At 59.9% G+C, this 24,025-nt stretch carries 19 protein-coding genes; 2 read left to right on the top strand and 17 right to left on the bottom strand.

Annotated elements, in window-relative coordinates; translation table 11 throughout:
• Window positions 1–137: 137 nt before the first annotated feature.
• Window positions 138–821 (top strand): DedA family protein, encoded by a 684-nt coding sequence (locus LGM89_RS30915; protein WP_175240430.1) that lies wholly within the window; start codon window positions 138–140, stop codon window positions 819–821.
• A 137-nt stretch (window positions 822–958) separates the two neighbouring features.
• Here LGM89_RS30915 and LGM89_RS30910 read toward each other — a convergent pair whose 3' ends face one another.
• The 4 genes from LGM89_RS30910 to LGM89_RS30895 form a co-directional block, all read right to left on the bottom strand.
• Window positions 959–2,386, bottom strand: a complete 1,428-nt coding sequence (locus LGM89_RS30910; RefSeq protein WP_226274960.1) for a mannose-1-phosphate guanylyltransferase/mannose-6-phosphate isomerase — start codon at window positions 2,384–2,386, stop codon at window positions 959–961.
• Window positions 2,387–2,508: 122 nt separating this feature from the next.
• Window positions 2,509–3,321: a mechanosensitive ion channel family protein gene (locus LGM89_RS30905; protein ID WP_226274958.1), complete on the bottom strand. Its 813-nt coding sequence runs from the start codon at window positions 3,319–3,321 to the stop codon at window positions 2,509–2,511.
• A 268-nt stretch (window positions 3,322–3,589) separates the two neighbouring features.
• On the bottom strand, window positions 3,590–5,620 hold the full coding sequence (locus LGM89_RS30900; protein ID WP_226274956.1) for a capsular polysaccharide biosynthesis protein: 2,031 nt from the start codon (window positions 5,618–5,620) through the stop codon (window positions 3,590–3,592).
• Window positions 5,621–5,634: 14 nt separating this feature from the next.
• Window positions 5,635–6,792, bottom strand: coding sequence for a glycosyltransferase family 4 protein (locus tag LGM89_RS30895; protein ID WP_226274940.1), 1,158 nt, complete (start codon window positions 6,790–6,792; stop codon window positions 5,635–5,637).
• 375 nt (window positions 6,793–7,167) lie between these two features.
• On the opposite strand from LGM89_RS30895, the gene rfbC reads away from it, so the two are divergent.
• Complete coding sequence (gene rfbC, locus LGM89_RS30890; protein ID WP_226274939.1) at window positions 7,168–7,710, top strand: dTDP-4-dehydrorhamnose 3,5-epimerase; 543 nt, start codon at window positions 7,168–7,170, stop codon at window positions 7,708–7,710.
• Window positions 7,711–7,791: 81 nt separating this feature from the next.
• Here the strand turns inward: rfbC and LGM89_RS30885 are convergent, their stop codons facing one another.
• From LGM89_RS30885 to LGM89_RS30825, 13 genes are all read right to left on the bottom strand, one after another.
• Window positions 7,792–8,970: an SGNH/GDSL hydrolase family protein gene (locus LGM89_RS30885; RefSeq protein ID WP_226274938.1), complete on the bottom strand. Its 1,179-nt coding sequence runs from the start codon at window positions 8,968–8,970 to the stop codon at window positions 7,792–7,794.
• A gap of 137 nt (window positions 8,971–9,107) precedes the next feature.
• The gene (rfbA, locus tag LGM89_RS30880; RefSeq protein WP_089430641.1) at window positions 9,108–9,989 is read right to left on the bottom strand and encodes a glucose-1-phosphate thymidylyltransferase RfbA; all 882 of its coding nucleotides are present in this window, start codon (window positions 9,987–9,989) and stop codon (window positions 9,108–9,110) included.
• 21 nt (window positions 9,990–10,010) lie between these two features.
• Window positions 10,011–10,898, bottom strand: a complete 888-nt coding sequence (rfbD, locus tag LGM89_RS30875) for a dTDP-4-dehydrorhamnose reductase (RefSeq protein ID WP_226274937.1) — start codon at window positions 10,896–10,898, stop codon at window positions 10,011–10,013.
• Entirely contained in the window at window positions 10,883–11,959 is a 1,077-nt protein-coding gene (rfbB, locus tag LGM89_RS30870; protein WP_226274936.1) for a dTDP-glucose 4,6-dehydratase, read from the bottom strand. The genes rfbD and rfbB overlap by 16 nt, the downstream gene beginning before the upstream one ends.
• A 192-nt stretch (window positions 11,960–12,151) precedes the next feature.
• Window positions 12,152–13,318, bottom strand: coding sequence for a polysaccharide biosynthesis/export family protein (locus LGM89_RS30865; RefSeq protein WP_089430644.1), 1,167 nt, complete (start codon window positions 13,316–13,318; stop codon window positions 12,152–12,154).
• A gap of 371 nt (window positions 13,319–13,689) precedes the next feature.
• On the bottom strand, window positions 13,690–15,243 hold the full coding sequence (locus LGM89_RS30860; protein ID WP_226274935.1) for a glycosyltransferase family 4 protein: 1,554 nt from the start codon (window positions 15,241–15,243) through the stop codon (window positions 13,690–13,692).
• 7 nt (window positions 15,244–15,250) lie between these two features.
• Window positions 15,251–17,569, bottom strand: coding sequence for a glycosyltransferase family 2 protein (locus tag LGM89_RS30855; RefSeq protein ID WP_226274934.1), 2,319 nt, complete (start codon window positions 17,567–17,569; stop codon window positions 15,251–15,253).
• Between the two features lie 197 nt (window positions 17,570–17,766).
• Window positions 17,767–18,873, bottom strand: coding sequence for a DegT/DnrJ/EryC1/StrS family aminotransferase (locus LGM89_RS30850; RefSeq protein WP_179255250.1), 1,107 nt, complete (start codon window positions 18,871–18,873; stop codon window positions 17,767–17,769).
• The gene (locus LGM89_RS30845; protein ID WP_059590831.1) at window positions 18,870–19,310 is read right to left on the bottom strand and encodes a sugar 3,4-ketoisomerase; all 441 of its coding nucleotides are present in this window, start codon (window positions 19,308–19,310) and stop codon (window positions 18,870–18,872) included. Before LGM89_RS30845 ends, LGM89_RS30850 begins: the two co-directional genes overlap by 4 nt.
• A complete protein-coding gene (locus LGM89_RS30840) occupies window positions 19,294–19,962 on the bottom strand; it encodes an HAD family hydrolase (RefSeq protein ID WP_226274933.1) in 669 nt (222 codons plus the stop codon). Before LGM89_RS30840 ends, LGM89_RS30845 begins: the two co-directional genes overlap by 17 nt.
• Window positions 19,959–20,978: an ATP-grasp domain-containing protein gene (locus LGM89_RS30835; RefSeq protein WP_226274932.1), complete on the bottom strand. Its 1,020-nt coding sequence runs from the start codon at window positions 20,976–20,978 to the stop codon at window positions 19,959–19,961. Before LGM89_RS30835 ends, LGM89_RS30840 begins: the two co-directional genes overlap by 4 nt.
• A gap of 6 nt (window positions 20,979–20,984) precedes the next feature.
• Window positions 20,985–22,352: a glycosyltransferase family 2 protein gene (locus LGM89_RS30830; RefSeq protein ID WP_089430650.1), complete on the bottom strand. Its 1,368-nt coding sequence runs from the start codon at window positions 22,350–22,352 to the stop codon at window positions 20,985–20,987.
• Between the two features lie 16 nt (window positions 22,353–22,368).
• Complete coding sequence (locus LGM89_RS30825) at window positions 22,369–24,021, bottom strand: glycosyltransferase (protein ID WP_226274931.1); 1,653 nt, start codon at window positions 24,019–24,021, stop codon at window positions 22,369–22,371.
• Between the last annotated feature and the right edge of the window lie 4 nt (window positions 24,022–24,025).

The following is a 24,025-nucleotide window of genomic DNA, read 5'->3' as shown; positions in this document are numbered from 1 at the left end:
GCGACCGGCGGTTACGTTTTTTCACGGAGCCTTAAGGTAGTTTCGGTATCATGGGTCCGTAACACGCCCGGCCTTGACCGGTGGGCGCTTCAGCCTTTTTCGGCCGTTCCGGCCCTATCGCCTTCGAGGAATCGCATTTGGATACGCTGCTTCATTTCGTCAACCTTGTCCTGCATATCGACGCCTTCCTCGGCGATTTCATCCGGCAGTACGGCGCGTGGGTCTATCTCGTGCTGTTCCTGATCGTGTTCTGCGAGACGGGGCTCGTCGTGTTCCCGTTCCTGCCCGGCGATTCGCTGCTGTTCATCGGCGGCGCGTTCGCGGCGACGGGCGAGATGAATGTCGGCCTGCTGATCGTGCTGCTGCTCGTCGCGGCGATTTCCGGCAACACGGTGAACTACATGATCGGCCGCTGGATCGGCCCGAAGGTGTTCAATACGCATATCCCGGTGCTCGAGCGCTTCCTCGATCGCGCCGCGCTGCAGAAGACCCACTCGTTCTACGACAAGCACGGCGGCAAGACGATCGTGCTCGCGCGCTTCATTCCGGTCGTGCGGACGTTCGCGCCGTTCGTCGCGGGCGCGTCGTCGATGAGCGCCGCGCGCTTCCAGCTCTTCAACGTGATCGGTGCGCTGGTGTGGGTGCTGCTGCTCGTGCTGCTCGGCTATTTCTTCGGCAACATCCCGTTCATCCGCCAGTACCTGAACGTGATCGTGCTGGTCGGGATCGGCGCGGCGGTCGTGCCGGTCGCGCTTGGCGCGGTGTGGAAGCTGGTGCGCGGGAAGCAGTCGGATAATGCGCCGAAGGCGGGCGGGCGCTGAGCGGGAGCGTTTCGTTCTCGTCTCGGTGCAGTAAAAAAAGCGTGGCGGGTGCCACGCTTTTTTTTCGTCCGGCGACGCCGTTACGCGTTGCGATGCGAGATCGGGCCGGCTGTGCTTTGAGCCGGAAAATGTCCTAGTTACGACGCTGCGCGGCCGTAGGAGTCTTCGAAGCGGACGATATCGTCCTCGCCGAGATATGAGCCCGATTGGACTTCGATTAGTTCGAGCGGAATCTTGCCCGGGTTTCTGAGCCGATGTGGGGTGCCGAGGGGGATGTACGTTGACTGGTTCTCGGTAAGGATGATTTCTGCATTGCCATTCGTCACAAGCGCCGTGCCTTTCACGACAATCCAATGTTCGGCGCGGTGATGATGCATCTGCAGGCTCAGTTGTGCTCCAGGAGCGACGATGATCCGCTTGACCTGGAAGCGATCGCCGGCATCAATGCTTTCATAGGAGCCCCACGGCCGTGGGACACGACGATGCGTGACTGATTCGAGCCGTCCCGAACGATTCAGTTGTTCGACAACCTTCTTGACGTCCTGGACGTGGTCGCGATGCGCGACCAGGACGGCATCTGCAGTTTCGACCACAACGACATCCCGGACGCCGATCGCCGCGACCATCCGGTGTTCCGCACGGATGTAGGAGTTTTCGACAGTGTCCGTATAGATGTCGCCGGAAACAGTATTGTTTTGGTCGTCGCGCGCGGCAATATCGGCGAGCGCGCTCCACGAACCGACATCGCTCCAGCCGAGTTCAGGAGCCGCGACTACGGCCGCGCGTTTCGTCTTTTCCATGACGGCGTAGTCAATGGAGATGTCCGGGCAAGCGCCGAATGCTTCGATATCGAGACGCAGAAAATCATAGTCCTGCCGCGCGTGATCGAGTGCCTGTGCTGCATATCGGGCGATGTCGGGTGCATGTTGCGCGATCTCGTCGAGATAGACCGATGCATTCAGCAGGAACATGCCGCTGTTCCAATAGTAGCGGCCGTCGTTGACGAATTCCGCAGCACGTTCACGGTCGGGCTTTTCGATGAATGCGTCGACGGCGTGAGCGCCGTTGCCGGTTTCAAGCGCTTCGCCGCGGCGGATATAACCGTATCCGGTATGCGGCTCGTTGGGGGGAATCCCGAATGTGACGAGATGTCCGCGCTTTGCGACCGTGGCCGCGGTGTCGACGGCCGTGATAAATGCCGGCAGATTCTGGACGATGTGGTCCGACGGCAACACCAGAAGCAACGCGTCCGGATCGTCGCGCAACGCGATGCGTGCCGCGACGGCGATCGCTGGTGCAGTGTTGCGGCCGAGCGGCTCCAGCACGATCGCCCGTGGCTTGATACCGGTGTGCTGAAGTTGCTCCGCAATCATGAAACGATGCGCGTGGTTCGCGACAATGACTGGAGGCGCGACCCCCGGCACTTCGCTCGCGCGAAGGACGGTCTGCTGAACAAGGGTTTGTTCTCCCGCCAGCTTCAGATATTGCTTCGGGTAGTTGCTGCGGGACATCGGCCACAGCCGGCTGCCGTTGCCGCCGCATAGGAGGATCGGATGGAGACTCATGCGGGGATGCCCAGGGTAGGGCGAATGGGTGACGGCTCGGTTGCCGGGGGAATTATTCTAACAAAGCGGGGTAACGAAAAAGCGTGGCGGGTGCCACGCTTATTTTTCGTCCGGTGCCGCCGTTACGCGTTGCGATGCGAGATCGGGGTTTCGGGCGTCGGGTATTGCGCGTCGCGGAACGTCTCGATGATTACGCGGTTGGTGTCGCAATACACTTGCCAATAGTGCTCGGGTGCCGTGGACGGGCGCACGAACAGCAGCGGGCCTTCCGGCGTGAACTGCAGCACGCCGACGTCCGGCGCCGGGGTGGTCAGCACGTTCGGGATCTGCTGGATCGACGTCTTCAGGCGGTTGATCGCGTCGACCGCGTCGACGCCGTTCGCGATCTTTGCGGTCAGATCGACGCGGCGGTGCGGCGTGGCACTGTAGTTCGCGATGTTGTCCGAGAAGATCTTGTTGTTGCCGACGATCGTCACGATGTTGTCGGGCGTGATGATCGTCGTGCCGAACAGGCCAAGCTCCTTTACCGTGCCCGTGACGCCGCCTGCGCTGATCACGTCGCCGATCTTGAACGGGCGCAGCACCTGCATGAACACGCCTGCGGCGAAGTGCGCGAGCAGGCCGCCCCAGGCGGTACCGATCGCAAGGCCGAGGCCGGCGAGCAGGGCGGCGAACGAGGTCGTCTGCACGCCGAAGATCTGCAGGATCGCGAGGATCAGCAGGATCGTCAGCAGCACGCCGACGACGGAGGTCAGGTAGTCGGTCAGTGTCGGGTCGACCTTGCCGCTGCGGCGCACGACCTTGCCGAGCAGGCGCGTGCCGATACGGATTGCCCAGCGGCCGACGAACCACAATACGATCGCGGCGAGGAGGTTGAGGCCGAAGTCGAGACCGCGGGTCATCAGGAATTGCTGGGCTGTGGCGAGATCGATCATGCGTTCTCCGGGGGAGGGGAAAGGGGGGGGCGGCTGGCGAGCCGCGGTTGGTTCGTTTTTTATATCTGACTGGAGCGGAAGGAGCAACTGTCCGGCAGACAGGTGTTCGCAACGCGGCATTCCCGAGATCGTACATTGCCAGGCCGGGCGCGCGACGCTACCGTGCGATGCTCGTTCGTCGACGTGTCCTGCCTATCGCGATCGCCTCCTCTTGCGAAAATGATTCCATGCATGGCGATTGCCGAGCGAAGGCCGGACGGTCGTCGCCCTACATGCGCTGGAAATGCTGTCGACAGCGCCAGTGGAAATGAATCAGTGCATTGCGGGTCCAGCGAATCGCCTTCAGTAACGGGCGTACGCGGTTGCCTCGAACCTGTTCCAGCGGGCGGCCCGCGGCTTTGGCGATCTGTCTGCAAATGGCTTCCGGAGTCGTGAAGCGTCGCAGATGCCAATCCCAATACAGCGGATAGCGCAACAGCGCGCCGGCGGTCAGCATGTCGAGAGACAAGGTGCGCTCGCGCCACGGCAGCGGCGCGAGTGCGTCATGCGTGAGCCCCCAGCCGGCGTAGAACGGCAGACCGTAAGTAAATACCGCCTTGCCGCGCAAGAGTGCTTCGAAGCCGGACAGGGACGACAACGTATGGACTTCGTCGGCGTGTTCGATCAGCGAAATCAGATCGGCATCGGCGTCGACGATGTCGGCGAATCGTGCCGCGTCGATGAGGCCGTTACGATTGCCTGACAGGACATCGGGGTGCGGCTTGTATACGACGAACGCATCGGGCCGAAGCCGCCGAACTTCCTGCAGCAGCATCTCGACCGTGTTGATCGCCCGGGTACCGAGGCGGATGGATGCGTCGTCAGCCACTTGACCCGGCACGAGGACGACTCGCTTGCCGCCCGGAGCCTGCCATGCCGGTGCGCGCCGGCCAAGGTTGTACTTCGTGAGGCCGAGTTCCGCAATGAGGGTGCGCAACGCGGTTGCGCGCGCGAGTTCGGCTGCGTCAAACGTCGTGTCGTTCAGTATGGCCGTCAGATCGTTTGGACGACTTGCATCGAAATACAGGCCTTGATGATCGATGACCTGACTGCACGGCGCCATCATGTCGGACCCGAGACCGATCGAATGGAGAAAGCCGTCCTCGATCCTGACGACTTGAACACCGGACGGAACCTGTGTTGCGTCGCGCCCTCCCCATACGACGGCCTGTTCGTCCGGTCGCAGTTGCCGGGGGAGATCGGTCCAGCGCAACGAGCCGCCACCTGCTGTCAGATAGGGGGTGGCGAATGGCCGTTTCCACCATTGGAAACGCAGGGCAGCAACGCATTTGAGCCGCGAAAAGCGCGAGGCCACAGATCGTTGCAGCTCAACGCTTTCCAGTACGGACGCCAGTGTCCCAGGCTGGTGCGTTGCGGGATCCAGATACCGGACGTGGCGAAGGAACGCTACGTCAAAAAATGCAGGGAGTGACGGGCGAGCCGTTCGTTCCGGAAATTCGAGCGCGTCGTGCGTGAGGCCCCATCCTGCGTAGTACGGCTTGCCGAACACATGCGTAGGGACATCGGCCAATAGTCCGCCGACACCTTCCGACGCACCAACGACGTACAGATGATCGGCTGCACTGAGCACTTCTCTGAGTGAATATGGTTCGTGAAGCCGGCGAATGTCGCTGGGTAGCGCCGTATCGGACGACAGCCAGGCACCGCTCCCGGGGTCGCTGGAGCGTGCGAGCCAGAACTCGGCGTCGGGATGGGCCGACCGTGCATTTTGTAGCATGGCGCGAAATGCGCGACGTCGAGCACGTTCGGGTGAACCGGGATTGGTTGCGGAATGCGATCGTTCGTCGACGAGGACGATACGTGAACGAGGCGAGCGAGATTCGAAGATCCGTTGCGGGACCGTCAATCGGTTCGCCGGGTGCAATGCATCGGTTTCGAGTACCCGTTGCATCAGCGACAGGATGTCGGGCGTCTGGCAACCGGATTGCGCGGTCAACAGCATGTTGTTCATGCTGTCGGTCAGCGAGCGCATTGCATCGTGCGTGGTGAGCGGCACGGCAAACCACGAGAGGGGTGGAATGCCCCAGTCTCGACAGGATGCAACCGGGCCCGGCCATGCGGCCAGGGTTTTCGGGGAGGATGTGCGAGCCAGTCGCTGCACCAGCGTCCCGGCCATCCTGCGGTCGACCCAATGATAGGGCGATTTGCCGAGCAACCAGCTCAGCGTGCGTCGCCCTGGAGTGATTTCGTGCAGCTTCAACGACCAAGTGTGCCCGAATTCTCGAGGTGAATCGCTCATGGTGGCGCGGACATTCAATCCAGTTCTTCCAGGAAGCGGTCGACCCGGGCGAAATGCTCGGTCCACGTGGGCGGGCCAAACTGCGCGATTCGAACCAGCTGGCTGTCACGTTCGGGGCTCGGTGCCTGCGAATAGGCGCGGATCCGGGCCATCCAGCCTGGGCCATCGAGCGGGTCCAGGTAGTCGGGAACGTCACCCGCCACCTCCCGGAATACGCCCAGGTCGCTGGCGATGACGGGGACCTGCATCGTCAGTGCTTCGACGAGCGGCATACCGTAGCCCTCCACGAACGAAGGAAACAGAAGGGCGCGCGCGTGTTGCAGCCACACCTGCAGATCGCGATCGGAGCAGTTGGACTGTTCCACCACGGCGCCCTTCAGGCTCTCGCACCGCTCGAGCATGTCGATGACGTTCTCGCATTCCCAGCCGCGCCGACCGATGACGACGAGCTTCGGCGCATTGCCGCCTGATTCCTCCACTATTCGACGCCACACATGCAACATGAACCAATGGTTCTTGCGCGGTTCTATGGTGCCAAGCATGACGAAATAAGGCGTATCGAGCGGGGCGCGAGAGTCCGTCGCCGGTCGATCGATTCCGGGCGCTAGCCGGGCGACGACGCTGCGTGGCAGTGTCATCTTGGCACGATGCGCCTCGTCGGTGAGGGAATCCAGCGTGAAGCTTGAATTGGCTATGACACCTGCCGCATGTTCGAGAACGGTATGAATGCGTCGTCGATGCGTTTCACGAACACCTTCGCGACAATATTCGGCATGAGTCAGCGGAATCAGGTCATGCACCATGAAGACGGTGCGGACGCCCAGTTTGCGCATTGCCCGCGGGTATCGCGCGAACTCCATTCCTGAGTGACTGGTGTGCAACAGGACGCCGCCCGGAACCGACGTTTTTTTCCATGCAGCCAGGAGCGCCTTGGCACCGAGCATCCGCATCGCGGCGACTCTACTGAAATCCTGCTCCAGCAACGTCCGGAACACGAGGGCGGAATCCCTTTCCGACAACACGGCGTGAAAACCCTGTTCGCTCAGCACGGCACGAGCTCGTGGCGCGTAGTGGCGAATGTATTCGATGCCGACGCGGTCCACTCCGGTTGGGAGCATGCGTTTGCAAAGGCGGGTCTGCAAACGCGTCACGTCTAATAAAATTCTTTGCACAGGTCAGCCGGATGATGGGGAATATTCGCTGGAAGCCCGTGGCGGGGCAGCTTCATATTCTAACCGTTACATGTGATAATCGACGCCGCGAATTCGCGGGCGCGGCGGAGTGTCGAATGTGCGGGTGTCATTGAACGGTATGGACGCACGTTGGTTGTAGTCTTCGGGCGACGCGCAGGGGGCTCCACGACCGTCTTCAGATGGGCGCAACGATTCCCGCCACGGCTTCGTTGCTGCACTACGCGACGAGGCAAGTGCCCACTGGGCGACGTCGATGCACGGTCGACCATACTGCGGCGCCGCGCCCGGGCGGAGGAATATACATCCGGTGATGGGCCGCGATGGTGATCTTTGAATTTGAGTTGGGGAGAACGAGTGAATATCGTTGACACGAATATTCCGGACTTGAAGATTATCGAACCGAAAGTTTTCGGTGATGAGCGCGGTTTTTTCTTTGAGAGTTTCAATCAGAAAAAATTTGTCGAGGCAATTGGTCGCGACGTGGCATTCGTGCAAGACAACCATTCCAAATCGGCGAAGAATGTGTTGCGCGGCCTTCACTACCAGATACAACATACTCAGGCCAAACTCGTTCGCGTGGTTTCCGGTGAGGTATACGACGTCGCAGTCGATTTGCGGCGCTCATCACCTACGTTCGGTCAATGGGTGGGGGTGACGCTCTCTGCCGAAAATAATCGGCAGTTCTGGATTCCGGAGGGGTTTGCCCACGGATTCGTGGTGACCTCCGGTTCGGCGGAATTCCTGTACAAGACGACGGACTACTGGTATCCCGAGTACGAAAAAACGATCCTCTGGAATGATCCGCAATTGAATATCGACTGGCCGCTGGGCGACGCGCCCATCGTTTCCGCCAAGGATCAGCAAGGCGTTCCGTTCGCAACGGCCGATCTGTTCTGAAGACCGATCATGCCCCGGTCTTCCGCGGCAACGGAGCAGCGACAACGATCGTGTGCCGCTCCGTTTTTGTGCCGCGCGCGGTTATCGAATAGTTTCCAGAACCAGAATACCGGCAAGATCGAGCTGGTTTTCACGGCGTGATTCGCGCGACGCATCATGGAATCCGTCGAACGTGAACATCTGCCCCGACGGCGGCGCCAGCCGGGTGTGTAGCGCAATGGTTCCCGTTTCGGGTATTGCAGCCAGCCGGCTGGGATTGTTCTCCATGAGAAGCGGAATGCTCGAGTAGATGAATTTTCCTTCCGGAATGTCTTGATATCGGGTCGAGAGTGCGAGGAGTCTCGCATCGTGCTCCAGTTCGGCGTACCAATGAGCATTGGTCGATGCGAGTGCCACGGCGATCGGAATGCCGGAAACAGGGATGGCAAGCCGTTCACCGGTCATCAGCGTCAGGCAATCCGCTTTTACATGCCGATTTTCGATTCGGCCGAGCTTGCTTTCCGTACCGGTTTTCGCCGCGATTTCTTTCGCGGAAACAAAGCGGGGCTTCAGGCGTGCCTGCGTGCCGGGGACGGAAATGGGGCGAGCCAGTTCGCCGAGCTTCGGGCCCCGTTGCCATAGCGCGTTGACGCGTTCTGCCAGCAACGTGCCGATCATCGCGACCGTGCAGCCGCGGTGGTAGTGTGCTTCATCCGAGTAGACGAAAGACGGAATCGGCCAGCCGAACGTATCGAAGAACCACGAGCGCGTGTCGACGAACGAAATCCCGCGATCCCGATACCATGCAATTTCGGCATCGTAGATCTGGTTATGAATGTCGGTCCTGTAGAACGGCTGGGCGGACAGGATGAGCGGTACGATGGTCGCGCCCGGGAAGCGCTCCGCAGCGGCGTTGAAGAGAATCTCCAGGAACAGGCGTTTCAGCTCCGCTCCGTCGGGGCGATGATTGAGGTGCCCCGTATCGTTCAGCGAATATTCGAGGACGACGACATCAGGTACCTCGGTAATTTCCTGAAGGCGGCCGATGGAGGTGAGCGAGGTGGTGCCACCTACAGAAATGTTGTCTAGCGTTACCTCGTGGCCCGAAATGGCAGCAAGGTGGCTGGCGAACCTGCCGATGTATCCGTTGGCTATGACTGAGTTGGATCCGCCAATGATGGCTACGCGCATATTGCCTCGAAGAGTGAGCCGGTCGTTATCAGCGATCGAGGCCTCTGCAGCACGATCGCCATTGTGTGCAATCTGCCGGATTCCACGCATGCTGCAACGATCGGCACCCGGCGACAATGTTGGTATCTTAGCTGGATCGGCTGCCGCGCAATCGAAAGAGAAACGCGATGTATACCCCGGCTGGCACAAATGTGGTGCATGGCCACCGGGGTTGCGGGGGATCCTGGTTAGCGGATTTGCTCTTTCAGGATGTTTTTCAGGTACTGGCCGTAGCCGTTCTTGCTGAGCGGTGCGGCAAGGCGGAGCAACTGCTCGGAATCGATGTAGCCGAGGCGATAGGCGATTTCTTCAATGCACGCCACTTTCAGTCCCTGCCGGTGTTCCATCGTGGCGATAAAGTGGCTGGCCTCGAGCATCGAGTCGTGCGTACCTGTGTCGAGCCACGCATAGCCGCGCCCCATCGTCTTGACGTCGAGCAGGCCTTCGCGCAGGTAGGTCGCATTGACATCGGTAATCTCGAGTTCGCCACGAGCCGACGGTTTGATCGATTTGGCGATGTCGACGACCTTGCTGTCGTAGAAATACAGACCGGTAACGGCGTAGTGCGATTTCGGTTGAGCCGGCTTTTCCTCGATGCTGATTGCGCGACCGTCCTGGTCGAATTCGACCACCCCATATCGCTCAGGATCGTTGACGCGATAGGCAAACACGCTGGCGCCGGTTTCCTTGCGCGCGGCCTCGTGCAGGAGCGGCACAAATTCGTGGCCGTGGAAAATGTTGTCGCCGAGCACGAGTGCGGAGCGATCTCCCGCGAGGAACGATTCGGCAAGGATGAACGCTTGCGCCAGTCCGTCGGGGCTCTGTTGAACCGTGTATTGAAGATTGAGCCCCCACTGATGACCGTCACCGAGCAGTTGCTCGAAGCGCGGCGTATCCTGAGGCGTCGAGATGATCAGAATGTCGCGGATGCCTGCCAACATCAATGTGCTGAGCGGGTAGTAGATCATCGGCTTGTCGTAGATCGGCAGCAATTGCTTGCTCACCGCCTGCGTTGCAGGATACAGACGGGTTCCCGAACCACCCGCGAGGATAATGCCCTTTCGTTTCATGATGTTGGTCTGCTCTCGGTTTCAATGTTGTAGTTGGGCGAATACATGATCGATGCCGTATTGCCAGGGTTGCATGTGCAAGTCGAATGTATTGGCGAGCTTGCTGCAATTCAGCCGTGAATTCGCGGGGCGTGTCGCGGCTGTCGGATAGGCACTGGTGGGGACGGCCTGAATCGCGTCCTGCTTCAGTTTCAATGCGATGCCGGATTCTTCGGCAAGCTGAACGATACGGCGCGCGTAGTCATGCCACGTCGTTTCGCCGGCGGCGGCCAGGTGGTACGTTCCCCAATCGCTGAACGACGGGGACAGCGCGCGGGCGAGCATGTGGGCGGTCACGTCGGCGATGAAGGAAGCCGTGGTCGGCGCACCGACTTGATCGGCGACGACGTTGAGTTGCTCGCGCTCTTGTGCCAGCCTGAGAATCGTCTTGAGAAAATTCTTCCCGTGTGCGCCGACAACCCAGCTCGTACGCAAGATCAGATGACGGCTGCAGGCTGCGCGAACTGCCGTTTCACCTGCCAGCTTGCTCTGCCCGTAGACCGACAAAGGATGCGTGATGTCGTCTTCGAGATACGGTTCGGCCTTCGTGCCGTCGAATACGTAATCCGTCGAATAGTGAATGAACGGAACCTTCCTGCTTGCCGCCCATGACGCCATAACGCCGGGCGCATCGGCGTTGATCGCATGCGCCAGTGCGGACTGGCTTTCCGCAAGGTCCACTGCCGTATAGGCGGCCGGATTGACGATGACGTCCGGTTGCAATGCGGTGAGCCGCTCGGCGAGCGTGCCGACGTCGGAAAGATCTAGGTCTTTTCGTTTCGGCACCAGCAGATCGCCGAGCGGCGCCAATGCACGCGCGAGTTCGAAACCGACCTGACCGCTGGAGCCCGTGATCAGGATGCGCGGCATGCATCCGCTCCATATTGCAGGTCGATCCAGTCGCGATAGCTGCCGGACGTGACGTTCTGCACCCACGCCTGGTTGTCGAGGTACCAGCGCACCGTTTTCCGGATGCCGCCTTCGAACGTCTCCTTGGGTTTCCAGTTCAGCTCCTGCTCCAGCTTGCGGGCATCGATTGCGTATCGGCGATCATGCCCGGGGCGATCCTGAACGAAACTGATCTGGCTTGCGTACGACTGCTTGTCGCTGCGAGGCTGAAGCTCGTCAAGAATCGAGCAGATCGTTCGGACAACGTCGAGATTCGTGCATTCGTTCCAGCCGCCCACGTTATAGGTTTCGCCGACGCTCCCTTGTTGCAGGACACGCCGGATGGCCGAGCAGTGATCCTTCACGTAGAGCCAGTCGCGGATCTGCTGGCCGTCGCCGTAGATCGGCAGTGGCTTGCCGGCAAGCGCGTTCAGAATGACGAGCGGAATGAGCTTTTCCGGGAAATGGTAGGGACCGTAGTTGTTGGAGCAGTTGGTGGTCAGTACCGGCATGCCGTAGGTGTGGTGCCATGCGCGGACGAGATGATCCGACGCGGCCTTGCTTGCGGAATAGGGGCTGTTGGGCTCGTAGCGGTTCGTTTCCGCGAAGGCCGGATCGTTGGGGCCGAGCGTGCCGTAGACTTCGTCGGTCGACACGTGAAGAAAGCGGAACGCCTCACGCTCTGCGTCCGGAAGCTCGCTCCAGTAGCCTCGCACCGATTCGAGCAGGTTGAAGGTGCCGACCACGTTGGTTTGAATGAAATCGCCCGGGCCGGAAATGGACCGGTCAACATGGGATTCAGCCGCGAAGTTGATGACCGCACGTGGGCGATGCTGTTTCAGAAGGTCGGCGACCAGTTCTCGGTCACCGATGTCGCCGCGGACGAACGTGTGTCGAGGGTTGTCGGCAAGCGATGCAAGCGTGTCGAGATTGCCTGCATAGGTCAGTTTGTCCAGATTGATGACGGACTCTTCGGAGCCGGCAATCCAGTCCAGAACGAAGTTGGCGCCAATGAAACCTGCACCGCCGGTGATTAGCAACATAATGGTCTCGACAATAAATATGAATAAATTGGGCTGCGTGCTTCGATGAGATCGGGTATTCGAAATCCATATGCGCTTTCGTAAATCGGAAAAGCATCGGCGCGCATACTCGTCTTCCGCTTTGCCGCGGCGGAGCACATCGAAGGATTTGCCGCACGAATCGAATCGTGCGGCGGGAATTTTACGTATGGATTACCGGAAAGTCGTAACCGTCGTCATGACGGGGTAAGCCACGGAGAAGATCACATTGAGGAATTTCTGCAGTTCCGCAATTGGTGCATTGGATACGTAGACAACATCCTTGTTGTCCATCATGAAGCTTTGCGCCACGAAGAAACTGTTGGGATCCTTCAAGTTGACTCGATAAACGACCGGAACCAGGCCGTTGGGTGCCGTCTTGACCGGCTGGAGCGGCCATTGGAGCGCATTCGCCTTCTCGAACCGGAAGATGAAGACGCCCTGGGCGTCGGAGCGCGAGTCGTTCAGACCGCCCATGCGGCCGAGCGCCTGGGCCAGCGTAATGCCCTGCGCTTCGAAGTTGATTTCCTCGTTCTTGCCGGTCGCGCCGAGCGCCGTGAAGCTGTTCGGCTGATACAGCGCCGTCACGACGTCGCCGGGCTGAAGCGGAACGTTCTGGCGCGGATCCCGGATGATCGTTTCCAGCGGCAGCGATTGCACGGTTTTGCCGCGCGTAACCTGCAGCGTCATTTTTTCGATCGGCTGCCGCACGCCGCCCGCGCTGGCGAGCGCGTCGAGGATGCGCTCGCCGCTAGGCGTCAGCGGCATGCGTTTGCTGGAATTGACGTCGCCGACGATCGTGACGTAGGAGGTCGTGTTTTGTACCAACCTGACCAGCGTCTGGGGCTGATTGGCCTTGCCCTTCAGTCGCTCGGTGATCGCCATCCCGAGTTCCTCGGGCGTGCGTCCGGCGGCCCTGATCGGCCCGACGAATGGGATACGCACATTGCCGTTGCTGTCGATCGTCTGATCCGGCAGCGCCGTTACGCGCGCATTGGAGGTGGTGTTGGGGCGCCCGTCCGTCGACGACGTGCCGAACAGCAAAGCAGGCGGAGCCTCCCAGATCGACACCTCGATGACGTCGCCGGCGCCCAACTGCTGTGACGTCGTCGCGTGTTCGCCGAGCGTTTTCGAAAAATCGCCGGCCAGTTGCAGGGAGAGCAGGCGCCGGGCCACGTCGTCGTTGACGTCGACCACCTGAATGCCGATCGAGCTCGGATTGGCCGGTGCTTGCGTGACGGCCGACGTGCTCGGTCCGGACGTAGGGATGGACGAGCAGGCCGTGAGGGCCATTCCGCACAGGAGCGGCAACGTATAGGTCAGAGAGTGTATGCGACGCATGTTACGGGTATCTAAAATTTTAGGCTGAGCGTTTGAGATCGCTGCTTCTGAATAAACCTGCAGCGGTCCCGGAAAAGGGGGCGATGTGTTTCGGTCAAGCGGCTCGTATCCAATCGATCGTCGTCGGATGAGGAGCGGGGGCCGGGTACATGCCGCATGGCCTCCGCCGGCCGCAAAACATCCGCGCTCGGCGGGAGGGCGGCCGGTTTTGCGTTGCTCGTGAATTGCGACATGTATCAGGTTGAGCCATTCAAATATGCCCGGTTTGGTTCGAAAAACACCAGTGCTTGCCGGAAATTCAACAGGCACCATTTTAAACAATACCGTACTCGGAAATGCGTATTGATCCGGTGCGGTCGGAGCGACTGGATCTATCTCCCGATTCCTGCCTTCCCGGCTGATATCGCACCGAGAAAACGTTCCCATTGCGGCAGGATATGCTTTGGCCGATACCGGGGTGCCATTTTGCGTCCCAGTGCCTTCAATTCGGAACGTCGCAATTCAGCGCCGTCGTCATAGGCGACGCGACCAATCGCATCCGCCAGGCTCCGCGTGCAGTGCGGATCAAAGTATTCGGTTGCGTCACCGTAGACCTCGCGGTGGACCGCGATGTCGGATGACACCACGACCCCGCCGCTGGCCATGGATTCCAGGCCGGAATAGTCGAAACCCTCCGCGAGGCTCGGGCAGACTGTCGCTACGGCGTGCCGATACAACGTACACAGATCTTCGGCGGGGACCCCGGACAAGACGAACAGGGCGCCTGTATCGATCCACGCGCGCATTTCCTGGGTCAGCACTTCGCTCCCCCAGCCAGCGTTTCCGACAAAAACGAGCTTGATCGATGGATCGCGATCGGCCACAAGCGTCGACCACGCTGCCAAGAGCCGAGCGTGATTCTTGCGCGGTTCGATCGTCGAAACCATCAGTAGATACTTGAACGGTTGCCGATCCAGTGCGTCGGCGTAAAAGCGCTCTCTCGATTCGGTCGTGGAAAAGGTCGGATTCAGCGGGCCGACCGGGGTAATGCGAAGCCTTACGATCTGCTTGACCCGTCCGGCCGGTGCGTTGGTTTCGCGGAAATCGGCCGAGATCATGTTGTGAATCGTGACCGACCGATCGCGAACCTCGGGAAGCAACGCGATCAGGCCCTGTCGGGTCGTTTCGGACACGCAGGCGAAATACGCGCCGGATTTTGCATTGCTGACCAACGCATGCATGTGCGTGGCTTGATGGCGAACCTTGTTGGCGATCGTGTCGGGCATCATGATCGGGAAGGCGTCGTGATAACGCACGACGAACGCCACATCGTCGGGAATTCTGCCGGGATACGGCGTCTGTGCAATGAAGACGCCGGCCCGATCAAGCGCGAGGCGCGGATAGATTGCCTCACGCCGGAACTTCAAGGTTAGAAGTCCTGCACTCTGTAACACGTTCCAGGGTACCGTGCAGACACGTAGATCGCGTGCGGTGACGATCTTGAAATCGTCTGCCGGCAGGGTCTTCTCGAACAGGCGGCGCCAGACGAATTCCTCGAAGCCGCGGGGCGCGAAGCGAGTGAGTCGCACGTGAGCACGCGCGGGACGCAACAGCGCGGACAGGGCCAGCGCGTACGCGGTTCGGCGGGAGCGGACATAGGTACGAACCGTCGCCCAAATGCCTTTGGGTCGCGGTTTGTCCATCGATACGACAACCCGCGTGCGTTCACGCACCGCGGCGAGCGTCATGTCCGGTTCACGAGCCGGCTCGTCTGCGGCGCCCGGCGCAAGAAACGCGAGCGAGGTCTGGAGCAGCCCTTCGACCTCGATCGACGGGCACTCGCACAAGCCTCGAAACAGTAATCTCGTTTCCTGCGGAATGCCGGCGTGGCCGTCGAGGGCGGGTCGCATTTCCAGAAGAACGCTGAAAGTTCGGTTGTTTGTCATAACGGGATCAGGTTTCTTCCCTGTTCGAGTAGCCAACCGGATCGGCAGACGGTCGATCTTCGAATGTCGCGCGCGGATGTGCCAGCGCGGAGCCGGCCTTCCTGATAACACCCAGACCCGCTCTCGGCGGCCACGCGATCTGGCACTGGGCCCGATCCAGCGTTAGATTCCGGCTATAGGCCGGATCGTCCGCCATGAAGTCGGCCCAATGTTGCCGCATGTACGCAACCTCGCCATCCGAGCGCCGCTTTTTTTCCGGCGTATTGTCTTCACCTCGGGTTGCCGATTCGTGATGATAGAGTTCGGCAAACGGCGTCCAGATGATTCGATATCCTGCGCTCCTGATGCGCAAGCAAAAATCGATGTCGTTGAAAGCGACGGGCAGAGACGCTTCGTTGAGGCCGCCGATTTCGATATAGAGCGATTTTCTGACGACGAGGCAGGCAGCCGTGACGGCAGAAAGGGATTGGACGACTGCTGCTCGAGCCTGATAGCCCGGATCGTGCCTTTGCAGCCCGCGGTGGATATGATCCGCGGCGCCGCTGAGGCCGAGGATGACACCGGCGTGCTGAACGGTGTCGTCCGAATACAGAAGTTTTGCACCGACTGCACCGACTTCGGGGCGCGTTGCCTGTCCCAGCATTTCTTCCAGCCAGTCCGGGCTGATGACCTCGATGTCGTTGTTGACGAGGGCAATATAGTCTCCGCGCGCGCGCGCGCAAGCGCGGTTGTTGAGCGCGGAATAGTTGAACGGCCGGTCGTCGCGAACGATCTCGATGCGTTCATGCGTCGACAGCGCGGCGAGGTAATCCAGCGTTTCGCGCTCGTCGGAGCCGTTGTCGACGACGATGATCTCGTAGTTCGAGTAGGTCGTCCGCCGCAGAATGGACTCGATGCATTGGCGCAGCAGCGACAGCCCATTTCTGGTGGGAATGATGATGCTGACCATCGGGCACGGCTCGGGCAGCCGATAACGAACCCTGTAGCCGTGAGCCGTAATGCGCGCATCCGCTGCGATTCCGCTGCGCTGCAGATAGTTCGCGAGTGCCAGGTATCCGGCTTGCTTGTCAGCATCGGTGGCTGTGTCGAACTGATCCTGGGTACTGTCGCGAGCGTGGTAGAGGATGCTCGGAATATGTACGATGCCATCCGGTCGGGCTGTTTCGATGCACCGCAGCGCGAGATCGTAGCCGGACGCGAAGCCCGGGCGCGGATCCCAGCCGCCCACGGCCTCGAACAGGCGAGCATGGCAGGCGCTCAAATGCGAGATCGTGCCGCGAGAAAGGCACAGATCTTCGTTCCAGTCGCATTTGAAGTGCGGATCCTTGCGTGATCCGTCTTCGTCAATCCGATCCTCGTCGGAATAGATCAACTCCGCATGCGGCGCTGCATCGACGGTTTCGCAAATGGCAAACAGCGCGTGCTGGGGCAGCAGATCGTGCTGGCCGAGCATGGCGATCCACGATCCGGATCGAAGCAACGCGCGGGTCAGTTCGCCCTGGAGAGTCGCGTGATTCCCTGGCTGCAGGATTTTCACGCGGCTGTCGCTCAGTGCGTGATGTTCGAGCAAGTGCAGAATCTCTGGATCCACCGTGGCGGGAGCGACGATATGAAGCGCCCAGTACGGGTAGATCTGCGCCTTCACGTGCTGAATGGTTGTGTTCAGCCAGGCAGCATTCGGCCCGGATAACGCCATCGCCAGCGCAACGGTGGGGCGATCACGGAATGAATCGATGCGACGGCTCATCCGGGCAAGTGCGTCGCCGCTCGGCGTGTCGAAGCACTCGACCCAGTCCAAATATTCGATGAGCGCATCTGGGTTTTCGAAGAGCTGGCAGTAGTCGTGCCATATGTCTCGCTCAGGACCGGCGTTCGCCTGCCGGGTCGAAGACGAGCCGAACGCGTCGAGTTTGTACATCGGGTGCAGCGCGCTCAGCTTTCGATGCATGCGCGAGCGTGCGAACCGGCCCGTTACGCGAGCCAACTTGAATTGCGTGACTTCGTCGTCCGGGTGCGCGGATTCCATGTGCAAACTGACGCTCCCGCGCGACGACAGGCGAATGAGCCGTTTGCTGACGTGTCTCGTGCTTGTCGTTACCGAGAACGATTCGGTTTCGCCGCCTTCCGGGACGGTGATGACACGCACCTTGACGCTGGGGGCGGCGGCATGAGCCCGGAGCTCCAGCATGTACCACCCGGCCTTCACGCGAGCGCATACTGCATAGGACTTGCATGGCCGCGAGTTCATCGGCTGATCGGTGTCGTCCGGAAGAGGTCGCAGATGCGACATGTTCCAGCTCAAGCGAAAGAACTCCAGATCGATCATAGATGACACGGTAATGCGCTACGTCATGACGGGAGGCAGATTGCCGAACCGACGACAGACTCGTATTTCGGGACCTGCATTCACATGACGGGAACGATACGTCCCCGTCATGGCGCGGCAGGCGCGGGTCGATCTCGCGAGGAGAGCGGAAGATCGAATCGCGTCCTGTAATGCCGGTAGCGTCGATGAAACTTCGGTTACGCCAGTTTCCGCAGCGCGCCGCAGACGTGATCGACTTCGGCGTCGCTCAGGTATTCACCCATCGGCAAGCTCAGAACGGATTGACTGAGGCGGTGCGCGACCGGCGTTGCCTGGCTGTAGTGCTGCATGTCGGCGTAGCAGGTTTGCTCGGTAGGAATCGTAGGGTAGTGGATGCCGACGCCGACCCCAGCCTCCGTCAGCTGTCGCTGAACGGTATCGCGATCCCGGCAGACGATGACGTAGTTGTGCCAGACCGATTGCAGACCGAAGTCGAGCAATCGGAAGACCGGAGCGGACTCGTCGGCGTTGCCGATGGCCTGATCGTAGCGTGCGGCAATAGCCCGTCGCTTCTCGATGATGCGATCGAGGTCCTTGATCTTCAGGGACAGGAAACCGGCCTGGATCGGATCGAGGCGGCTGTTGAAACCGATGGAATCGTGACGATACTTGACCGAGCTGCCGTAGTTGCCAAGCTCACGCACGCGCTGTGCGAGGGCGCTCGAGTTGGTGACCACGCATCCGGCATCACCGACCGCACCGAGGTTCTTAGACGGGTAGAAGCTGAACGTCGCGATATCACCGAACGTGCCGACCTTGCGGTCGAAGCGGATATCGCCGTGAGCCTGGGCGGCATCTTCGATGACGTATAGGCCGTGACGTTTGGCGATCTCGTTGATGCGCGCCATGTCCGCGGTCGCGCCATACAGATGGACGACGATGATCGCCTTGGTACGCGGCGTAATCGCGGCTTCGATCAGGTCCGGATCGAGGTTGGCTGTTCGCGGCTCGACGTCGACCGGGACATTGACCGCGCCGACGTGCGTCACGGCAAGCCAGGTCGCAACGAACGTCTGCGCCGGAACGATGACTTCGTCACCCGGGGCGATGCCGAGCGCCTTCAGGGCGAGAGTGATGGCGTCGAGCCCGTTGCCGACACCGACGCAATGCTCGGTGCCGCAATATTCAGCGAATTCGCGTTCGAATTGGCTAACGAGTCCACCGCCGATGAACGTGCCGTCGTCGAAAAGCTTCGACGCGACGCCGAGAAATTCCGCCTTGTAAGGCGCATTCAGGCGACCAAGGTCCAAAAAAGGTACATTCACAGCACGTTCTCCCGCGGCGATTTTACTGTTTTGAGATATTGATGAAAGTCGTCATAGTTCCTCAGATAGTCCGACTCGCTATATTGCTCACTTGCGAGCACGGCACATACGGCGCCGGACGTGAAACTGTCGACGACGCGCCAGATGTGAGGGCAGACGTAGAATGGCTTGTTCGGTTGATTGATCAACACCGTCCGCTTGTTCGTGCCGTCGTCGAGGTGCAGCTCATAACAGCCGGCGAACGCGAAAAATACTTGATGCAGATTCTTGTGTGCGTGCCCCGCGCGTTCGACGCCGAACGGCACGTCGTACAGAAAGTAGAATCGCTTGACGTCGAATGGCAGCGCGCCTCCATTTTCAATGAACGACAGGTTCCCGCGGCGATCCGAGAACTGCGGAAGGTCGATGAATCGACACATGTCAACTGAGTATGTCATGTTTGATGGCGTCGGCGACGTGTTGAAAATTGCCGTAGATGACCGGCGGTGCATTCTCAAGATCTAGAAAATGCGTCTCAAAAAAAGAATTGCTGCGCTGCCCGGTAGAAAGCAGGTAAAACGGAAGTGCCGCTGCTACGGATGCCGACCAGTCACTCTCGGTGTCGCCGACGTAGCAGCAAGCGCCGTGATGTACGAGGCGCTGTGCTTTTGAATTGCTGACCCCGCCCAGCGGCGAGACCGTTTCCCAGATCGGAAAGAACTTCAATAGATCCAGCGACACGAGTTGCCGTTCGAGCAGCGCGGCATTGCGGCGCGCGGACAGCAGCATCAGGTCGGCCGATGCGGCCAAACCGCGAAGCGCGTCGGCAACGTCCGGCAGCAGTCTGTCGTGCTCGCTGGCCTGTTCGCTCTCGACGATGTCGATCCAAGCCGCCGCGACCTTGCTCGCCTGCACCGCATCCATACCCGTCGCCGTCAGCGCCTTGAGCGTGGAAGATCCATTGCGTTTCAGGTCCCAGAACGTGTCGTGGGCATCGTAGGCGACGTGATGCAGCTTTGACGCTTCATCGAGCGCATACAGTTGCTTCTCTTTGCACGAAACGAGCGTGCCGTCGAAATCGAGGGCGACTAGCGGGCGATGTGGCGTCATGATGAGAAGGTCACAATTTCTTCGTAATGGCGGCAGACGATCGCTTCACCCCCCTGGGCCAGCCGGAGCTCGCATGCGCTTTTGAATTCCGATGTTTCTTGGAGATCCAGAAGCGCGGCGAAATGCCATTGAAGCAGCGGAAATCCTGCTGCGACGGAAAGTGCCGTACCGCCGCCGCAACGGGGATTGATGTCGATGATCTTCAGGTCGCCGCTTTCGATGTCGCCGATGACCTGGAAACAGAACAGGCCCTGGAGTTCGAACACGTCCGCAATGCGGCGAGCGAGCGCGTCGGTGTTCGGGTGTACGGAGACGCGCGCCTTCGTGCATACCCCGGCCTTGGTTTCGAGACGCTCGCGTGTGACGGAAATCAGATCGGAGCCGACACGAAGGACATCGATCGTATATTCGTCGCCGGCGCAGGGCTGTTGATACACGATGGAATCGGTCAAGTCCGCCTGGCAGTCCAGCTCGTCGAAGTTTGTCACCAGGCGAACGCCGACGCTTCCTACGCCGGATCGCGGCTTGCGAATCAATGCCTTATAGCGTTCGATATCGCTCGACTGTAGCTTCGATCCCGGAATCGTATCGGGAACGGGGAGGCCTGCCTCGCGGCAGATATCGAAATTCAGCAGCTTGTCGTTCGAATTTCGCACGCTGTCGGGCGACAGGGCCGGCAGCCGCACGTGCGCAGGAAATCGGGTTCGATGGGCGGTGACCGCAAGAATTTCAGCATCGTGGATCGGATAGATCGCATCGACGCCTTCCTTTTCGCAGATTGCCGTCAATGCCGAGACGAAGGCATCGGTATTGTTCGCGAGCGGTACCTGATAGTGCGTGGTGTCCCAGCGAGCGGGAGCCGCAATCATGTGGCGCTCGTTGCTGTCCGTCGTCACGATCCTGACGCCGGGAATCTGCGACAGGCTCTTGATGACATTGACGGCCGTGGCAGTACCGGCGGCAGTGACAAGGACGCACTTCTGAATATTGGTTGGCATATCGACTTTTGCGCTCACAACGCTTCACCCAATCATCGGACGTGCTTGATAGAACGACCGATGTCTTTCTTCCATGAACTTGAACAATTTGTCCATCAGGCCATGATCCAGCTGCTGATCGGCTGCAATTCCGAATCCGCATGGATGGTCGCCGGTCTTTTCCGTGTCGAATACCACGACGCGATGTTCGTGAGTCGCAGACAGGAATGAATCATAGGACTTCAATTGTTCAACTTGAGTTTCCGAGCATGCATACAGGTAGGGCAAATCGACGGACGAGAAGTCGATATGCGCACCGTCCTGGAAGCAGCCTTCTTCGATTAGCGCCGTGACGAGGGGCGACAGTGCGTCATGAGCCGGAACGAGATACGGCACGCCGCTGTTGTCTCGCAGCAGATGGGCCGAACTGACCTTTCTCAACGCAAGTGCCTTGCGCAGCAGGCCGAGCGCCCGTACGCTCCTGATCCGCATGGCGTTGACTTCCTGCAAACGTTCCGTCTCCCACATGCTGATGCGTTCGAGGACTGCAGCGTGCAGCATGGCGATGCCGGAGCAGTAATCGGTGACCATCGTCAGGCTGCGGTCGAGCGCGCGAACGAACTCGATTCGCCGGTCCGAATCGTTGTTCAGGCCTGCATAGAAATGCTCGAATCGGCTGCTCATCAGTACCCGCATCAGCGTCATGAGCAACTCGTACTCGCTCTGCAGCCGCATTTGCGAGCCAGAGCTCAGATTGTTGTTGTGCAACCGGTACGAGCATGTGATCTGCTTGGTGAACACGAAACGGCCGTGCAGCAGCAAATTGAGCCACAGCTCGTAATCCTGCAGACGCTCGTTCGACGCGCCCCAGTACGAGATGTCGAAGAACTCGCGGCGGAACATGGACGCGGGTGCGCAGAGGAAATTTCCTGCCGTCAGTTTGGCGAGCAGCGTCTCATGACCATCTTCGTCGATGCGGCCGTGATTGAACACGGTAGCGACCATCGGCTTGCTTTGCGCATCGATATAGGTGACGCCGGCGAATGCCGCGCTCGCGTCCGGATTGTTGTCCAGCGCGGCGCAGAGCGCCGACAGGTGATCGGGCGCCCATACGTCGTCCTGGCCGATCTGCGCGATATAGCGTCCACGTGCGAGCCGCGATGCGTCAACGAGTGCCGCGCATACGCCCAAATTGACCGGCTTGCGCAATCGCCGGACGGAGAGGGCGTGACCGCTCATCCACGACGTCAATAGATCCCAACTGCCATCGGTCGACCCGTCGTCGACGACGATCAGTTCGAAATCGGTCAGGTTCTGCGAAGCAATGGACTCCAGCATTTCCTGCAGGTAGGCCTGTCCGTTGTAGACCGGCAAGAGGATGCTGACTGTCGGATTGGAACTGTTCTTGTTCATTTGTAGCGTGCTTCCATCAAACGACTAGCAGATGTGATGCCGTGCGGCTCTTGTCCATTTTCGGTGCTCGCTTGGAGCTCAGGATGCCGATGTTCTGCGCCGTCAGCTTGGCGAAATCGGCAGGACTGAGTCTGTCGTCGATCGTTTCCAGCACCGGAACGTTGTTCAGGTGACGCGAGACGCTGTCGTGGATCCGGCTGTCCCGCGGAAGCTTTTGTCGCGGCACGATGAGGCATTTTCCGGTGATGAAGTTGTCGAGGTAAGCCAGCGGGACGTTGGACAGCGCGACGAGTAGCGGATGGTCTCCCCGGCCCATCTGATGTTCCGAAATGGCGGTCATGCGGTGCGTATAGACGTCGAAGCGCGAGCAAATCAGCTTTGCCAGCTGCTTCCGGTCCTGCGCCGACGCAGTAGGATATCGATATCGAACGAGATAGCGTGCTTCTTCGTCGAGCTCGATGTTCGCCAACGGATCCAGATCGCGGTAGAGGGCCTTGGCGATCTCGATCCGTTCACCGTCGGCAAGTGGCTTCTGGCCTAGGCTCTTGGCCGTACTGTCGTCATGAACCCGCCAGCCGTAGCTGGGGTAGGGCATGTATTTGCTGGAAATCGGTTGTGAGCCGAAGTGCCGGATATAGCCGAGGGCCAGCCAGATGTCGAAGCAGCTGCGATACTTTTTGACGGCATCGGGTTCCTTGTCGATCAGTTCCTTGCAAATCGACGTGCGGAACAGCGTGATGTGATGCATGTAGAAGTAATGCATCGAACTCAGCGGATCGAATGTCGGCTTGGAAAAGTGGACATTCACCCCCTGCCCGAATCGCACTTCGTCGGTATAGATGAGGTCGTGACGCTCCCCGACCTCGTTCAAGTACGCGACGATCGGCGCGAGATCCACCTCGTCGTCATGGTCGAGAATGGCGACGTACGGCGTGGTGGCGGCGTTGATGCCGCTGGTGTAGGAGGTAAAGATTCCCTGGTTGACGTCGTGCCTGACGTACCTGACGTTCGGGAAGCACGATTGCATTCTGTCGATGAACGACTCGACATGCGGTACGCCTGGGGAGTCGTTGACGACGACCCATTCGATCGAGTCACGCACGGCCCAGAGTGACGTCGCCAACCGTTCCAGGTAATAGAGCGACGTCTTGTAGAGCGGCGTGATCACGGAAATGAGCGGGGCATCCGCCCTTGCCGGCCCACGCATGACGGGGTGGTGATGGTCGCCGAGGGCATGAGGCAGCCTGGTCAGCGACGCGTGTAGGCTCGAGACTTGCTCGTTGGTCGCCGTCGCGACGCGCGCAAGTGCATGCAGCGAATTCTCCAGATCAATCAGTTTCCGGTCCCGATCCTTGCGATGTCTCGTCCAAGGTGCCGTGAAGCTGAAAATTTGCTTGAGCTTGGTCGCACGAATGGCGCGGTCCAGTCCGCTCATGTCGATCGAGCGTGCGCGGGCTTCCTTCGAATTCCTCAGCTGACCGAGAATATGAAGCTTTCCGATCCCGTTGCGGATACGGCGCAAATAGTATGCATGACCCTCCTGATCGGCTTCCCTGCCCAATACCGTCCGATATGCAGCAAGCACGAATGCTTCGTCATCCAGGCCGAGCAACTCGTCCAATGTAGCAGGAGGAGCCGTGTGCGAATAAGGGGGTGAACTGACAGTCATTGGT

Source organism: Burkholderia sp. AU31624 (assembly GCF_020420065.1).
Classification (GTDB): Bacteria; Pseudomonadota; Gammaproteobacteria; order Burkholderiales; family Burkholderiaceae; genus Burkholderia.
This window is presented reverse-complemented; position numbering and strand designations above follow the sequence as displayed.

Excerpts from the sequence above, each read along its gene's own strand:
- LGM89_RS30910 (WP_226274960.1), bottom strand. The coding sequence starts at position 2,386 with ATGAGTCTCCATCCGATCCTCCTATGCGGCGGCAACGGCAGCCGGCTG.
- LGM89_RS30905 (WP_226274958.1), bottom strand. The coding sequence starts at position 3,321 with ATGATCGATCTCGCCACAGCCCAGCAATTCCTGATGACCCGCGGTCTC.
- LGM89_RS30900 (WP_226274956.1), bottom strand. The coding sequence starts at position 5,620 with ATGAGCGATTCACCTCGAGAATTCGGGCACACTTGGTCGTTGAAGCTG.
- LGM89_RS30885 (WP_226274938.1), bottom strand. The coding sequence starts at position 8,970 with ATGCGTGGAATCCGGCAGATTGCACACAATGGCGATCGTGCTGCAGAG.
- rfbA (WP_089430641.1), bottom strand. The coding sequence starts at position 9,989 with ATGAAACGAAAGGGCATTATCCTCGCGGGTGGTTCGGGAACCCGTCTG.
- rfbD (WP_226274937.1), bottom strand. The coding sequence starts at position 10,898 with ATGCCGCGCATCCTGATCACGGGCTCCAGCGGTCAGGTCGGTTTCGAA.
- rfbB (WP_226274936.1), bottom strand. The coding sequence starts at position 11,959 with ATGTTGCTAATCACCGGCGGTGCAGGTTTCATTGGCGCCAACTTCGTT.
- LGM89_RS30865 (WP_089430644.1), bottom strand. The coding sequence starts at position 13,318 with ATGCGTCGCATACACTCTCTGACCTATACGTTGCCGCTCCTGTGCGGA.
- LGM89_RS30860 (WP_226274935.1), bottom strand. The coding sequence starts at position 15,243 with ATGACAAACAACCGAACTTTCAGCGTTCTTCTGGAAATGCGACCCGCC.
- LGM89_RS30855 (WP_226274934.1), bottom strand. The coding sequence starts at position 17,569 with ATGATCGATCTGGAGTTCTTTCGCTTGAGCTGGAACATGTCGCATCTG.
- LGM89_RS30845 (WP_059590831.1), bottom strand. The coding sequence starts at position 19,310 with ATGACATACTCAGTTGACATGTGTCGATTCATCGACCTTCCGCAGTTC.
- LGM89_RS30840 (WP_226274933.1), bottom strand. The coding sequence starts at position 19,962 with ATGACGCCACATCGCCCGCTAGTCGCCCTCGATTTCGACGGCACGCTC.
- LGM89_RS30830 (WP_089430650.1), bottom strand. The coding sequence starts at position 22,352 with ATGAACAAGAACAGTTCCAATCCGACAGTCAGCATCCTCTTGCCGGTC.
- LGM89_RS30825 (WP_226274931.1), bottom strand. The coding sequence starts at position 24,021 with ATGACTGTCAGTTCACCCCCTTATTCGCACACGGCTCCTCCTGCTACA.